The organism is Actinomadura decatromicini (genome assembly GCF_008121305.1).
Classification (GTDB): Bacteria; Actinomycetota; Actinomycetes; order Streptosporangiales; family Streptosporangiaceae; genus Spirillospora; species Spirillospora syzygii.
Genome location: NZ_VSRQ01000007.1, coordinates 102,116 through 116,340, shown reverse-complemented (window position 1 = coordinate 116,340; position 14,225 = coordinate 102,116). Strand labels below are relative to the sequence as shown.

The following is a 14,225-nucleotide window of genomic DNA, read 5'->3' as shown; positions in this document are numbered from 1 at the left end:
CGGCGCCGTGTTGCCGGGCACGCCGCACGGGCGCGGCGCCGCGGCCACTACTATCGCCGGATGAGCTGGCAGGCGGCCGGGGGCGGGCCCGGCGGAACCGGTGGCGGCCCGAGCGGGGACCTGTTCGCGTCGGTCGAGGGCAACGTGCGCGAGCTGGTCGCCTCCCCGTGGTGGCGGACGGCCCAGCCCGCCGACCGCGCCGCGCAGATCGCCGCGCGGATGCTGTGGGGCGCCGGGGAGTGGTGGCTCTACGGGGCGTGGGGCCGCTGGTACCGGTGCGGCCTGGACGGCGCGTGGCATCCGTGCCCGCCGCCCGCCGCGTTCGAGGACCGCCGCGTCGCCGTGCCCGCCCCGCGCGGGGCGGGCACGCCGCCCGTCCCGCCGCAGCTGTTCCCCACCGGCCCGGACCTCTCGGCCGGGCGGGTCGCGCCGCTGGGGTTCCTCGGGCCCGTCCCCGACACGGCGGTGGTCGCGGGGATCTCCCAGGCGCTCACCACGGCGCTGGCGGTCGACCCGCAGCAGTTCGCCCAGCACGACCCGATGTTCCAGCCGGGGACGCCGTCCACGGTCGCGGCGGCGTGGGGAGCGCTGCTGTGGTGCGCGGGGTCGCCGGTGGCGCTGACCGAGCATCCGCTGATCGAGTCGTTCGTCCCGTTCCTGACGACGTCGGCCGAGCAGCTGCACTGGATGATGCCGCCCGACTTCGCGACCCTCGCCGGGTACTACGTGCACCGGCTCGGCGCGGGCGACGGCGGCGGCGCCGCGCACGTCGCCCGCGTGATGTACGAGGTCGCGGCCGGACTGCGGGGCGACCCGCGGTTCCGTCCGGGCGCGGACGCGCTCGCGGCGATCACGGCGGCGTCGCTGCGGATGGTCAACCAGGACCTCGCGACCGTCCGGTACGGGCCGGGCGCGATCGTGCAGGAGTGGCGGCGGCGCTGCCCGGCCGAGTTCGCGACGCCGATGGTCCGCGACACCGCGCCCGGGGAGTACCTGCGCCTCGCCCTGTACGACCTGCAGGAGATCGTCGCGGAGCTGACCGGGCCCCGGCCGGCCGCGCCGGGCCGCGGCCACGACGAGGTCCGCCGCGCGGGCGTCGCGGTGCTGGCCGCCGACCTGCAGGCCGCGCCGGGCGCGCTCGCCGCCGTGCAGCAGTGGCTCGACCCCGACAGCGCCCGGACGCTGCAGGCGGTGCTGGCCGACCCGGCGAACCCGCTGCGGACGCTGTGGCCGCGCGACGGGCGGCTGCCGGACGCGCTGCGCGGCACGCAGGCCGCGGCCCCGGGGACGGCGCCGCCCGCCGAGGCGCTCGCGGCGCTGCTGGCCACCACCTACACGCTCGGGCTGACGTGGTGCCGGCTGGCGCAGGTGCCGCCCCCGGCGACCGGGTTCGCGGTGCCGCAGGCGGTGGCGGCGGAGCTGACGTCCCCGGCGCTGCACACGCCGCCGTCCACCGACGAGCTGTCGGCGTGGGACATCATCAAGGCCGCCCGCGCGCACCTGGCCGCCGAGCGCGCCGAGCCGGGTGCCGACCAGCCGGTCGCACCGGTCGCGCCGGTGCCCGAGCCCGCGCGGGACGCGCCGGGCCCGCCGCCCGCGGTCGCGCCGGTTCCGCCCCCGTCCGCCCCGCCGGTCCCGCCGCCCGCGGACCCGGAGCCGCCGCCTTCTTCTCCGGCGCCGTTCCAGGCGCCGTCGGTGCCGGAGCCGTCGCCTCCGGTGGACGATCCGGCCCCGGCGTGGCCGTCGCCGGACGCGACCACCGCCGACACCCCTCCCCCGCTGCCGCCCCCTCCGGCCCGGCCCGCTCCGGCTCCGCCCGTCCCGCCGCCCGCGCCCGCGGAGCCGGTGTGGCCGTCGGAGCCGCAGCACACGCAGTTGGACACCGACGCGTTCAAGACCCAGCTCGACCGGGGCCCGGCGTGGCCGGGCGCGGAGGGTCCCGTCCCGCCCCCGCCCGCACCGCCCGCACCAGCCGCGCCGTCCGCGCCCGCCGGGGAGCGGGTGGGCGAGCGGCCCGCGGATCTGCCGCGGCCGCCGGCGCCGGTGCCCGAGCCGCCCCCGCCGCTGCGGGCGGCGCCCGTCCCGGAGCAGAGCCCGCAGGTCGCCGAGGCGTACGGGATCCGGTTCCTGTGCGGCGCCGACGACATCGAGCGGGTGGTGACGGAGGTGCGGCGGCGCGGGAAGTGGGCGCGTCGGCTGCGCGGGCAGGACGTGTCGAGCGCGTCGGCTCCGGCGCTGCTGCTGATCGGGACGCCGTCCAGCGGGCAGCGGCGGCTGGCGCGGATGGTCGCGGCGGCGCTGGCGGAGGTGGCGGCCTCCAGCGGCGAGGTCCGCTCCGCGCACGCCGAGGACCTGCGCGAGCACGGCCCGGACGGGCTGCGCGCGGCGCTTGAGGAGCACGCGGGGCACGTCCTGCTGCTGGACGGCCTGGACGGCCTGATCCTGGACGAGGCGCAGGGCCCGGCGTACGCGTCCGCGCTGTACCGGACGCGGCTGGAGGGCGTGAACGACACGGCGCTGCTGGCGACGTGCGAGCCGGACCGGGTCGGGGAGCTGTCGGCGGCGTCGCCGGAGCTGGTCACCGACCTGCGGGCGGTGCGGCTGCCGGACCTGTCGGACGCGGCGGCGCGGTCGGCGCTGGTGGGGCTGCTGGCCGAGGAGCGCCGGCTGCGGCTCGGCGCGGACGCCTGGGCGGTGGTGGACCGGGACGTGGGCACGCTGCGTCCGCGCGGCCGGCTGACCGGCGCGCGGCTCGTCGAGGCCTACCTCGACCGGGCGGCGACGCGGCATCTCGGCAGCGCGGAGGAGACGCGGGCGATCGGGAGCGCGCTGTCGCTGACGGCGGCCGATTTCGAGGGCCTGGCGGCGGAGCTGTCCGGCCGCTGACCTGCGCGGGCGCCGGAATCGCCGTCCCCGTAAGGGTTTTGGAGCCCTGCGGGGACGGCGGAAATGTCGGTGGGCGCGGTCACGATGGGTGGGTGGATCGCGTTGACCGGTTACTGGCGCTCGTCGCGGAGCTGCGCGCGGCGTCCCCTGAGCCGCTCGACGCGGCGGCGCTGGCGGCGCGGCTGGGGGTGAGCGCGCGGACGGTCCGCCGCGACCTGGAGCTGCTGACGCACGGGGGCCTGCCGGTGCGCGCGGAGAAGGGCCGCGGGTACGTGCTGCCCGCCGCGCCTGAGCCGGAGCCGCTGAGCGAGGTCGGGTCGCTGATGGGGCCGGTGCGCGACACGCTGGGCGAGGCGGTCCGGACGCGGCGGATCGTCCGGCTGGCCTACACCGACCAGGCGGGGGCGCGGAGCTTCCGCGACGTGGAGGCGCACGGCCTGGTCACCGCCCCCTACGGGGAGTACCTGGTGGGGTGGTGCCGGATGCGGGACGGGCCGCGGATGTTCCGGCTCGACCGGATCGGCGCGGCGTTCCTGTCGGGGCGCGGCGCGGAGGTCCGCGACCTGGACGATCTGCTGGCGGCGCTGCGGGTGCCGGTGCCGCGGACGCGGTCGGAGCCGGGCCCGCGCGGCCCTGCCGGGGCTGACCGGGCGCGGGCGTGGACGCTCGACCGGGTGGAGTTCGTCCGGTCGCGGCTGCGGGACGCGGCGGCGGAGGTCCGGTCGGGCGGCGGCGCGGGCGCTGCGGCGCTGCGGACGGTCCTCGGGCATCTGGCGGAGTGGACGCGGTGGCAGGCGGCGGCGGCCCGCGCGGCGGCGACCGGCGAGGACCCGGTGCTGGCGGGGCGGCGCCCGGAGTTCCCGCCGGTGTTCGACCGGGAGCTGCCCTACGACGCGCGGGAGCGGATGATCCAGGACGCGATGGCGCTGCGGTCGCTGGGCGACCTCGTCCGCGACCTGGAGGAGGTCCTGGCGTCGCTGGCGCACTGGGCGGCCGACTGCGACGACGCGCTGTGGGAGGAGGAGCTCCCCGACCCGCGCCCCTACGGGCCGCCGGGCCCGCCGCGCCCGCTGGCGGACCTCCTGGCGGGCTGGCGCGGCCCCCTCGCGCACATCGAATGGCACCTGGAGCGCCTCACCGACGAGCCGCCCGAGCCTTTCACGGACGACGAAGGCGAGGTGTGGCTGATAGACCGCTGCCCCCTCCAGGCATGAGTGGGCGTGGCCGGGCGGGTTGGAGCGGGTTAGGCGGGGTTGTGCGGGGCGGGCGCGAGGAGACGGGTGAACCAGACGGTCTTGCCCGTTTTGCCGGTCTGGTCGGCGGGGTCGGGGCGGGTGCCGTGGGCGGTGGCGAGTGCGGCGACGAGGAGGAGTCCGCGTCCGGCCTCGGACCAGTCGGGGGGCTGCGCGCCGGTCGGCGGGGCGGGCGCCTCGGCGGGGGTGCGGACGCCGTCGTCGTGGACGTCGCCGCTGAGGCGGCGTCGGACGGGCGGACCGTCGAGTGGGCCGTCGGTCGGGCCGTCCAGGCGCAGGGTGAGGCGAACGGGCCCGTCACCGTGGACGACGGCGTTGGTCACGAGCTCGTCGACGATGAGGACGATGTCGTCGGCGTCGGCGGGCCCGGTGACGTGCCATTCGCGCAGGGCGTGGCGGGTGAGGGCGCGGGCCCGTGACGCGGCGTCGGCGCCGGGGCTCAGCTCCCACGTCCGCACGCCCGCCGCCCGCTCACTCGCCCCTCGGCCGTCCCCGCCCGCCTCACTGCCCTCCCCGTAGCCACCGACGGGCCCTCCGAGCAGCTCACCGCGCACCCCGCCACCGGTTCCGGCATCGCCGTAGCCGCTCCCCGCCGCGTGCGGCTCGCCGCGCGTCCCGCCGCCGGTGCGGGGACCGCCGTAGCCGCCGCCCGCCTCGCTGTGCGCGCCGGTGCCGCCGGCGGGGGCCGCGTGCGGCTCGCAGCGCATCCCGGCGATGCCGCCGCCCGCGTCGCGACCGATGGGGCGGGTGGGGCGGCTTCGCTGGGCGCCGCTGAGGTCGCTGTCCAGGTCGTCGCCGAGGTCGCTGTCGAAGGTGTCGTCGTTGGTGTCGTCGAGGGTGTTCTCGCCGTTGGTGTGCGTGTCGGTGGTGGGTGGTCTGGTCCCGGTCCCCGTGGTGTTCACGTGCCCGTCTCCTCGTCCCCGTCTGCCTGGTGCCGTGCCGGGTCGCGGCACGGCAGCAGGCGGGCGGCCCCCGCCGCCCCTTTGCCGCGTTCGGTCGTATTCAGGGTCATATGCAGGGACGCGCCGTCGGCCGGGACGGTGCGCAGGCGTAGGGGAAGCGTCACCCGCGGGTGAGGTGATCGGTGCTCGGGGGGACGCGGTGGAGGAGGCAGTGCCGTGGAGCCGTTACAGTGGGTGGGTCGGTGTGGCATGTGTCCCCCGGGCTCTACCTGACGCCTTCGGGGAATACCGCCGGTCCCATGCGGTCCGGGCTGGAGCTTCGTTGTGCCTTTCGCCGTGAGGCGACCACCACACCGGCTTGAACGCCGATGCCCCGGCGAGGCTGTCCTCGCCGGGGCGTCGGCGTTCGCATGTCCGCTCGGGGCGGGCGCCATGGCCCGCCCCGAGGTCACGGAGGTCGGGGAGCGGGGTCGCTGCGGCGCCCGCGACGGCGGGGCGGCGGTGTCACAGCACGGCCGCGATGACCGGCGCGGCGATCGCGGCGAGGACGACGACGATGACGGCGGCGGCGATGACGACGGTGCGGGCGCGGCGGCGGCGCGTGCCGAGCCGGGCGAGCCGGTGGGCCAGCCGCGGGTCGTCCTCGCTCAGGCGGACCTCGATCTGGGAGAGGATCCGCTGCTCCTCCATCGACAGCGACATGCTCGTACCTCCGGGGGTCAGGTGTCTGGTTCCTCCCCCTCGAACATGATCATTATCCCTGGGGTGCGGTGGCGGTTGCGCCGCGTGCGGGGCCGCTCTGGTGGCCGAGCCGGTCGAGGGCGGTGACGTAGTAGGTGTAGGTGCGGCCCGGTTTCGCGGACGGGTCGACGATCCCGCCGCCGCGGACGTCGGCGATGAGGTCGGCGGGGCGGACGGCCGCGCAGGCGGGGCCCTTGCCGTCGACCCGGTAGACGGCGTAGGACGCGGCGCCCTCTGAGGCCCGCCAGGTGACCTTCAGGCCCTTCACGGCTTTCACGTCCTTCACTCCGTCACCGCCCTGGCCGCCGTCGGCGGGGGCGGCGGAGGTGTTCTGGACGGCGGGCGGCGCGGCGCCGCCGCGGCCTTCGACGACGGGCCGGAGCGCGGGCCGGGCGTAGTGGTCGGCGCGGATCCGGGCGGCGAACCCGCGCCGGTTGGCGGCGATGTCGGACGCGCTGAAGAACACGTCCCCCCTGACCTGCGGGTACTTGGCGTTGAGGGTGAGGTGGCGCGACAGTTCGGCGGGGTTGCGCCAGGTGGCGTTCTCGCCGACGCGGTAGGCGGCCTGCCCGATGGTCAGCTGCACGCGGGTGCCCTTGACCTGCGCGGCCCACCAGGCGACGAGCTTGGCGTAGTCGGCGCGGGGGTCGCCGATCGGCCAGTACAGCTGGGGGGTGACGTAGTCGAGCCAGCCCTTCTTGATCCAGGTGCGGGTGTCGGCGTAGATGTCGTCGTGGCTCTGCAGGGCGCTGGTGGGCGACCCGGCGGGGTCGGTGCTCTTGTTGCGCCACACGCCGAACGGGCTGATCCCGAACCGGACCCAGGGCTTGGCGTCGTGGATCCGCTTCGACAGCGACTGGACGAGGGTGTTGACGTTGGCGCGCCGCCAGTCGCCCTTGCTCATGCCCGCGCCGTAGGTCTTGTGGGTGGCGGCGTCGGGGAACTCGCCGCCCTCGGGGTAGGGATAGAAGTAGTCGTCGAAGTGGACGGCGTCGATGTCGTACTTGCGGACGACGTCCAGGACGGCGTTGGTGACCAGGTCGCGGACCTGCGGCAGGCCCGGGTCGTACCACAGTCCACCGCCGTATTTGCGGGTCCAGTCGGGGTGCTGGCGGGCGGGGCTCTTGGGCGACAGCTTCTTCAGGTCGTCCTGGCGGGACACGCGGTAGGGGTTGAACCAGGCGTGGAACTCCAGGTTGCGGGCGTGGGCCTCCTTGAGCATGAACGCCAGGACGTCGTAGCCGGGGTCCTTGCCCTGCGTCCCGGTGATCCACTGCGACCAGGGCTCGTAGGGGGACGGGTAGAACGCGTCGGAGTTGGGGCGGATCTGCACGAACACGGCGTTCATGTGCATCGCGGCGGCCGTGTCGAGGAGGCGGACGTACTGCTTCTTCTGCTCGTCGGCGGACGCGCGGGGGTTCTTCGGCCAGTCGATGTTGCCGACGGTGGCGATCCACATGGCGCGCAGGTCGCGTCCGCTGGACGCGGGAGGCGGGCCGACGCGGGGGCATTCGGCGGCGGCACCGGACGGGACGGGCGCTCCGGTCCCGGTGTCGGACTCGCCCGAGCCGCCGAACGCGGGGATGCCGCATCCGGCGACCGCGCCCGCCGCGAGCCCGGCCGCGAGCCCCGCGGCGCCCCGCGCGCGGAGCGCGCCGAGGAGCCCCGCCGGGACCTGGACCCGGGCCGCGCCGCCATCGCGTGACCGGCCGCCTGACCGGCCGCCCGCGCCGCGCCCGGCCGAGGGCTCGGCCAGGGACTCGGTTGGGGGCTCGCCTGCCGTCGTCGTGATCGTGGATCGCGATGCCATAGCGGCCCATTGTTACGCACGGGTCGCGATGCTTCGGCCCAAACCGAGATGCCCGTGTTATCCCGCAACGTGCGTGTTTGTGCCGCCCGCGGATTGCGATCATCGAACACGTGTTCCATACTGGTGGCGCGCGGATTCGCTCACACGTTCGAGAGGGGTGGGGTGTGCGCTGGGACCATCTGCGGCTGGACGGCGAGGCGGGCGACGCCGACGTGGGCGCGGGCGTGCCGCTGATCGAGCGGGGCGCGGTGGCCCGGACGTTCGACACGCCGGAGTTCCGCGGCATGACCTTCTACGAGGTCCGCGCGCGGACGGTGGTGAACCGGGTGCCGGACGCGTCCCGGATGCCGTTCCGGTGGACGGTCAACCCCTACCGGGGCTGCTCGCACGCCTGCGTCTACTGCTTCGCCCGCAAGACCCACGAGTACCTCGACCTCGGGTCGGGCGCCGACTTCGACTCGCGGATCGTGGTGAAGGTGAACGCGGCCGAGCGGGTCCGGGCGGAGCTGGCGTCGCCGCGGTGGCGGGGCGAGCACATCGCGCTGGGCGCCAACGTCGACTGCTACCAGCGCGCGGAGGGCCACTACCGGCTGATGCCTGGGATCCTCGCGGCGTTGCGGGACGCCGCCAACCCGTTCTCTGTCCTGACGAAGGGGGCGCTGATCCTGCGGGACCTGCCGCTGCTGCAGGAGGCGGCCGAGCGCACCACGGTCGGCGCGGCGGTGTCGGTGGGTTCGGTCGACCCCGACCTGTGGCGGCTGGCGGAGCCGGGCACCCCGCCGCCGCGCCGCCGCCTGGCGGTGTGCGCGGCGCTGAACGAGGCGGGGATCGGCTGCGGGGTGCTGATGGGCCCGGTGATCCCCTACCTGTCGGACTCCCCCGCCCAGTTGGACGCGGCGGTCCGGGCGATCGCCGAGGCGGGTGCGACGTCGGTGTCGGCGATCACGCTGCATCTGCGCCCGGGGGCGCGGGAGCATTTCCTGGCGTGGCTGCGCGAGCACCATCCGGAGCTGGTCGTCCCGTACGCGCGGCTGTACCGGGGCGGCTCCTACGCGCCGCGCGAGTACCAGGAGCGGGTGTCCCGGCGCGTCCGCGACCTGGCCGACCGCTACGGCATCACCGGCCGCCGCGCACCCCCACCCGTCGCCCGGCCGACCCCGCCCTCCACGCCACCACGGCAGCTGACACTGCTCTGACCGAAGTCACGCACGACAGGCGCGCGGTCAGCGCGACGGCGGGCATGGCGGGAGTGGCGTCAGGCATGGCCGGGAAGGCGAAGTCAGGCGTGATAGACGCTCGGGCGCGAGGCCGGGCGTGACGGCGGGCCCGCGCCCCTGACGCCCGGTGTTCGGCCTGGTCGGGTGTGTTCGGCCTGGTCGGCCAGGTTGATTGAGCCGGTCGACGGGTGGAGCCGGTCGGGCGCTGTTGGGCCGGGGTCGGGGTTGTTCGGTCTGAGGCGGGTGTGTTCGGTCCCGGGTCAGGCGTGTTCGGCGTCGAGTTCGACGGGGGCGGCGATGACGTCGACCATGGCGCCGTTGCGCAGGACGGTGATGGGGAGGGGCCGTCCGATCGCTTCGGCGAACATCAGCCGCTGCAGCGACTGGGCATGTGAGACGGGCGTGCCGCCAGCGGTCAGGACCAGGTCGCCGCGGCGTAGCCCGGCCTGGTCGGCGGGGCTGCCGGGGACGACCTCGGCGACGCGCAGCGCCTCGTCCTGGCCGATGCGGGGCCGCATGGCGGCGGGGACGGGGACGGGCGCGGCGACTAGTCCGAGGAACGCGCGGCGGACCCGTCCGTCGCGGATGAGCGCGCCGATGATGCGGCGGGTGGTGGCGTTGATCGGGACGGCGAGGCCGACGCCGATCCCCGCGACGGCGGTGTTGACCCCGACGACGCGGCCGCGGGAGTCGGCGAGGGCGCCGCCGGAGTTGCCGGGGTTGAGGGCGGCGTCGGTCTGGATGACGTCCTCGATGACGCGGGCGACGGTCCCGGTGCGGGTGGGCTGCCGTGTGGGCAGGGACCGGCCGAGCGCGGACACGACGCCCGCGGTGACCGTCCCGGCGAGGCCGAGGGGGTTGCCGACGGCGACGACGAGCTGCCCGACGACCAGGTCGTCGCTGTCACCGAGGGTGACCGGATCGGGGACGGGGCCGTCCGCGCGGACGACGGCGAGATCGGAGAGGGGGTCGGTGCCGACGACGCTGAACGGGGCAGTGGCGCCGTCGGCGAACGCGACCTGCCCGCCGGTGGCGTCCCCGACGACGTGGGCGTTGGTGAGCAGGAACCCATCGCCGGTGAACGCCACGGCCGACCCGGCACCCTCACCGCGCCGATGCCGGACACGCAACGCCGCGACCCGGGGCGTCAGCTCCCGCGCGACAGCGGACACGACACGCGAGTAGGCGTCCATAGCCTCCTCGCCCGCCGCTCCCTCGCCCGGGGAACGGCCGTCGACCGAGCGGCCATCGCCTGAACGTTGCTGCGGGCGCTCCTGTGAACGGTCCTGCAGGCGGTCCCGGGCACGTTCTTGCGGGTGGTCGGTTGCGTCGTCATGGGGGTCGGAGATCATCACACCTCCCAGATGATTACATCGTTACACGGTAACTCCGGAACGGGAAGAGGTGTTCCCGTCACCACTGATCGGGGTTCGATCGGCCCGAACGACCACTCCGGACTCACCCCCCAGGATCATCGCGCCCACAGGCCAGGGGGCCGCGTGACCCGGAAGCCGGGTCGGCTCGTTGCCCCGCGCCTCCCCAAGCAGCGCGTCCTCCTCGATGGGTCGTCCTCCTCGATCGGTTGGTTGGCCTCGGCGGGTTGGTTGGCCTTGGCCGGGGAGTTCCTCGGTGGTCAGCGCGGGAGCTGGCGAAGGCGTCCCGCCGCACCGGCGCTGGAGGACGGACCCCGGGGCCAGGCTGATCGACCGGTTCCTTCACCCCGCTCGTGCTCGTGCCGGGGAGGTCAACCGGCACCTGGGACTCCGCCGCGACCCGCTGCGACTCGCCGTAGGTCTCCGCAACCCGCCGCAGGTCTTCGTGGACGGTGGGTCCCTGTGGGCAGTGGGTACGGCTCGGTTGATAGCCGATCACGGCTACGGCCGTAGGACCTTGGATGGTGTTGTCACGGTGGGTGACTTGGTCCACGGGCCGTTGGGAGTCGTGGGGTGCGGCATCCCACCGGATCGGAGATCTCCGGCCGTTCTGATCATGGAGTTATGCTTGGCGGTGGCGGGGTGCTGCGTCGGAACGCCCTGTCGGCCGATCCGGGTCTCCGTGGCGCGTAGGGACTACGCGCATTGGAGCCGGTCATGGCACGTTCTGATCTCAAGCCCACCCTGGTCATGGGAGCTCGCGGGAGCGTCGGCAGATTCGTTCTCCAGCGGCTTCTGGCTGAGGGCGTCCCGGTCCGCGCGTCCGCGCGGCGGCCGGAGCCCGGTCGGTTTCCGGACGGCGTCGAGGTCTTCGCCGCGGACCTGACCGACCCGGCGAGTCTTCTCCCCGCGTTCGAGGGCGCCGGGCAGGTGTTCCTTTATGCCAACCATGAGGGCGTCAACGGTGTCGTCGAGGCGGCTCGCGCAGCCGGGGTGGGGCGCATCGTGCTGTTGTCCTCGGGGAGCGTGGTCCATCCCACCTCGGCGGGCAACGCGATCACCGAGAGGCACCGCCAGGTTGAAGCCGCGTTCGCCGCCAACTCGGATGTGAGGGTTGTGCCGATCCGTCCGCTCGTCCTCGCGACCAACGCTCTGGGCTGGGCACACCAGATCCGCGCGGCCGGGAGCGTGGCGCTGTATCGGCCGGATGCGCTGACCGCGCCGATCCACGAGCGGGACGTCGCCGCCGTCGCCTGCGCCGCGCTCACCGGTGCCCCTGAGCCGGTGGTGAGCGGACTGCTCACCGGTCCGGCTCGGATCTCCCAGCGTGGCCAGGTCGCCGCGATCGGCCGTGCCGTGGGCCGACGGATCCGGGTGAAGGAACTGTCTCGCGAGGCGGCGATGCGGCGGTTCTCGCGGTTCTTCCGGGGGTGGGAAGCCGAGGCGGTGCTGCGGTTCCTGGACGACGCGGCCGCCGGGAACTCACCGGCCACGTCCACCGTCGCGGAGATCCTGGGCCGCCCAGCGATCGGCTTCGACGCATGGGCGCTCGACCACGCCGACGACTTCCGGTAGCCGATCCGCAGGCCCGCTGCCGTCTCGGGCCCGTCACAGTCCGTCACAGTCCGTCACGGCGGAACAGTGGCGCGGAGTCAGGATGGGGGGACTTCGGTGCGCAGGATGCTGTAGACGACCTTGTCGTGGTAGCGGCCGCCGAGGAAGGAGCAGGCGCGGACGACGCCCTCGCGGGTGAATCCGATCCTTTCCAGCGCGCGTTGCTCGGCGATGTTGTCGACGTCGGTCTCGGCCTGGATCCGGTGGGCGAGGGTGTGGTGGAACAGGTAGTCCACGAGGAGGCGCTGGGCGCGGCTACCGAGGCCCTGGCCGCGGGCTTCGGGCGCCAGCAGGGCTCCGATGCTCCAGCACCACACCGGTCCGGTCAGTTCGACGCGCCGGTAGGAGACCATGCCGAGGGCGTCGGCGCCGCGCGCGACGATCAGGAGGGCGCTGTCGTCGCCGAGCCATCCGTCGTCCTGCCAGCGGCGGCGGAAGCGGTGCGGGTCGCGCCATCCCTCCCACAGGAACGGTCCACACAGGTCGGGGTCGGTGCGCAGCGCTTCGACGAAGGGGAGGTCCTCCTCGGCCACGGGCCGCAACCGCACATGATCGTCCACGATCCCTCACCGTAGGCCGCCGCGCGTCCCGGACACCACCCCTCGCCCGAGCCCAGGCAGGCGGAGGGGCCTTGCCGGGCGGGCGGGATGGCGTCGGCGGGCGCGGCCGGTGCGAGGGGGACGGGCGGGTCGGCCGTGGCGGTCCGGGTACGGCGTAGGGTGCGGGCATGGGAGTGGTTCCGGGGACGTCCGGCGGGCCGGTCGTGGTCGAGCGCGCCGAGGGGGTCGGCGGGGAGCTCGTGCTGCGCCGCGCAGGCGCCGACTACGAGATCATCAGCAATGGCGTGTTCCTGATGGACACCCGGGACGGGACGTCGGAGCGGCTGCTGGTCCGCGCCGCCGTCGAAGGGCTGGACGGGCCGGTGCGGCTGCTGATCGGCGGGCTCGGCGTCGGGTTCTCCCTCGCCGAGGCCCTCGACCTGCCCGAGGTCGCGCACGTCACCGTCGTCGAGCGCGAACCGGCCGTGGTCGACTGGCACCACGGCGTGCTGCGGCCCTGGTCGCGCGGCGCGGTGGACGACCCGCGCGTCACCGTCCGCTGCGCCGATCTCCTCGACGTCCTCACCGAGCCCGCCGCCACCGAGCCCGCCGTCGCCGAGCTCGTTGCGGCCGAGCCCGGCGCGCCAGGCGGTGGGCGGTTCGACGCGTTGTGCCTGGACATCGACAACGGGCCCGGCTGGACCGTCACCCCCGGCAACGCCCGCCTGTACTCCCCCGCCGGGCTGGCCCTCCTCGCCGCCCGCCTCACCCGGCGCGGGACGCTCGCCGTGTGGAGCGCCGCCGCCGACCCCGCGTTCGAGGCGCTCCTGGGGGACCGGTTCGCCGCCGTGGAGGCCCGGCCGGTGCCGGTGCCGCGCGGCGAGCCCGACGTCGTCTACCTCGCCCGCCGCCCCCGCCACACCGCCTGACCCCACGGCACCCGGCACCGCGAGGGACGACCGGCCCGGCCGGTGTCAAGGGGCGGGCGCGGCAAAGCGCGGGCGTCCGTTTCCGTACCCCGCGTGATCCACCCCCGTGTCCGCGTTCGCTAGGTTCGCCCTGACGAACACACGTTTGGGAGGATCTGTGGCTACTGCCCACGCAGCCGCCGGCGCCGCGGCCCGGCGGCGTCCCGCCGTCCTGGGCGACCTGCTGCCCGGCGCCCTGGCCCGCGACGCCGCGCTCGTCGCCGCCGCGGCCGCGCTCACCGGCCTCGCCGCCCAGGTCGCGGTCCCGCTGCCCGGCACGCCGGTGCCGGTCACCGGGCAGACCTTCGCGGTCCTGCTGGCCGGCGCCGCGCTCGGCTTCGGCCGCGCCGCCCTGGGCATGCTGGTCTACCTGCTCGCCGGGATTGCGGGCGTCCCGTGGTTCACCGACGGCGACTCCGGCACCGGCTCGCCCACGCTCGGCTACGTCATCGGGTTCGTCGTGGCCGCCGCCGTCGTCGGACGGCTCGCCCAGCGCGGCGGGGACCGCACGCCCGCCCGCACCGTCGCGACCATGCTCGCCGGCACCGCGATCATGTACGCGGCGGGCGTCCCGTACCTGATGGCGTCGCTGCACGTCGGGCTCGGCAAGGCGATCGACCTCGGGACGACGCCGTTCCTGGCCGGGGACGCGCTGAAGGTGCTGCTCGCGGCCGGGCTGCTCCCGGCGGCGTGGAAGCTGACCGGCGCCGCCCGCCGCCGCTGACCCCCGGCCCGCCCGCCCCGTAGAGCACCCGTCCGCCCGGTTCGCGTCCCGCGTCTCGCGCGCGGCGCGCATAGGCGCCGGGCGGACGGGAATCCAAGCCCGCACCGGACACCGCCCTCCCGCACGAAGGGACGGGCGGCCGGGCGGGCCGTCCCGTACGACCTGTCGTGCGGCGTCGCGGGGCCGTTCGGCGCCCCG

11 protein-coding genes are annotated in these 14,225 nt (G+C 75.6%); 6 read left to right on the top strand and 5 right to left on the bottom strand.

Features of this window, described 5'->3' with window-relative positions:
• Window positions 1-60 precede the first annotated feature (60 nt).
• Complete coding sequence (locus FXF68_RS30120) at window positions 61-2,886, top strand: hypothetical protein (RefSeq protein WP_148765138.1); 2,826 nt, start codon at window positions 61-63, stop codon at window positions 2,884-2,886.
• 92 nt (window positions 2,887-2,978) lie between these two features.
• Window positions 2,979-4,100 carry a helix-turn-helix transcriptional regulator gene (locus tag FXF68_RS42625; protein ID WP_187438170.1) on the top strand — a complete coding sequence of 374 codons (1,122 nt, stop codon included), beginning with the start codon at window positions 2,979-2,981 and terminating at the stop codon, window positions 4,098-4,100.
• A 29-nt stretch (window positions 4,101-4,129) separates the two neighbouring features.
• Here FXF68_RS42625 and FXF68_RS30110 read toward each other — a convergent pair whose 3' ends face one another.
• The 3 genes from FXF68_RS30110 to FXF68_RS30100 all read right to left on the bottom strand — a co-directional run bounded on the left by FXF68_RS30110 (window position 4,130) and on the right by FXF68_RS30100 (window position 7,592).
• On the bottom strand, window positions 4,130-5,041 hold the full coding sequence (locus FXF68_RS30110) for an ATP-binding protein (RefSeq protein WP_148765136.1): 912 nt from the start codon (window positions 5,039-5,041) through the stop codon (window positions 4,130-4,132).
• 504 nt (window positions 5,042-5,545) lie between these two features.
• Window positions 5,546-5,743, bottom strand: a complete 198-nt coding sequence (locus tag FXF68_RS30105) for a DUF3040 domain-containing protein (protein WP_067886258.1) — start codon at window positions 5,741-5,743, stop codon at window positions 5,546-5,548.
• 52 nt (window positions 5,744-5,795) lie between these two features.
• Window positions 5,796-7,592 carry a glycoside hydrolase family 10-like protein gene (locus FXF68_RS30100; RefSeq protein WP_148765134.1) on the bottom strand — a complete coding sequence of 599 codons (1,797 nt, stop codon included), beginning with the start codon at window positions 7,590-7,592 and terminating at the stop codon, window positions 5,796-5,798.
• Window positions 7,593-7,756: 164 nt separating this feature from the next.
• Between FXF68_RS30100 and FXF68_RS30095 the strand changes: the two genes are divergently transcribed.
• Window positions 7,757-8,788 (top strand): Rv2578c family radical SAM protein, encoded by a 1,032-nt coding sequence (locus tag FXF68_RS30095; protein WP_187438169.1) that lies wholly within the window; start codon window positions 7,757-7,759, stop codon window positions 8,786-8,788.
• 281 nt (window positions 8,789-9,069) lie between these two features.
• On the opposite strand, the gene FXF68_RS30090 is transcribed toward FXF68_RS30095, so the two are convergent.
• Window positions 9,070-10,002: a S1C family serine protease gene (locus FXF68_RS30090; protein WP_148765132.1), complete on the bottom strand. Its 933-nt coding sequence runs from the start codon at window positions 10,000-10,002 to the stop codon at window positions 9,070-9,072.
• 897 nt (window positions 10,003-10,899) lie between these two features.
• Between FXF68_RS30090 and FXF68_RS30085 the strand changes: the two genes are divergently transcribed.
• Window positions 10,900-11,757, top strand: coding sequence for an SDR family oxidoreductase (locus tag FXF68_RS30085; RefSeq protein WP_148765130.1), 858 nt, complete (start codon window positions 10,900-10,902; stop codon window positions 11,755-11,757).
• Window positions 11,758-11,834: 77 nt separating this feature from the next.
• Here the strand turns inward: FXF68_RS30085 and FXF68_RS30080 are convergent, their stop codons facing one another.
• Window positions 11,835-12,356, bottom strand: coding sequence for a GNAT family N-acetyltransferase (locus FXF68_RS30080; protein WP_222870149.1), 522 nt, complete (start codon window positions 12,354-12,356; stop codon window positions 11,835-11,837).
• A gap of 167 nt (window positions 12,357-12,523) precedes the next feature.
• Between FXF68_RS30080 and FXF68_RS30075 the strand changes: the two genes are divergently transcribed.
• Together FXF68_RS30075 and FXF68_RS30070 are read left to right on the top strand one after the other, a co-directional pair.
• Entirely contained in the window at window positions 12,524-13,264 is a 741-nt protein-coding gene (locus FXF68_RS30075; RefSeq protein ID WP_148765126.1) for a spermidine synthase family protein, read from the top strand.
• Between the two features lie 157 nt (window positions 13,265-13,421).
• Window positions 13,422-14,027, top strand: coding sequence for a biotin transporter BioY (locus FXF68_RS30070; RefSeq protein ID WP_148765124.1), 606 nt, complete (start codon window positions 13,422-13,424; stop codon window positions 14,025-14,027).
• The last annotated feature ends 198 nt before the right edge of the window (window positions 14,028-14,225 follow it).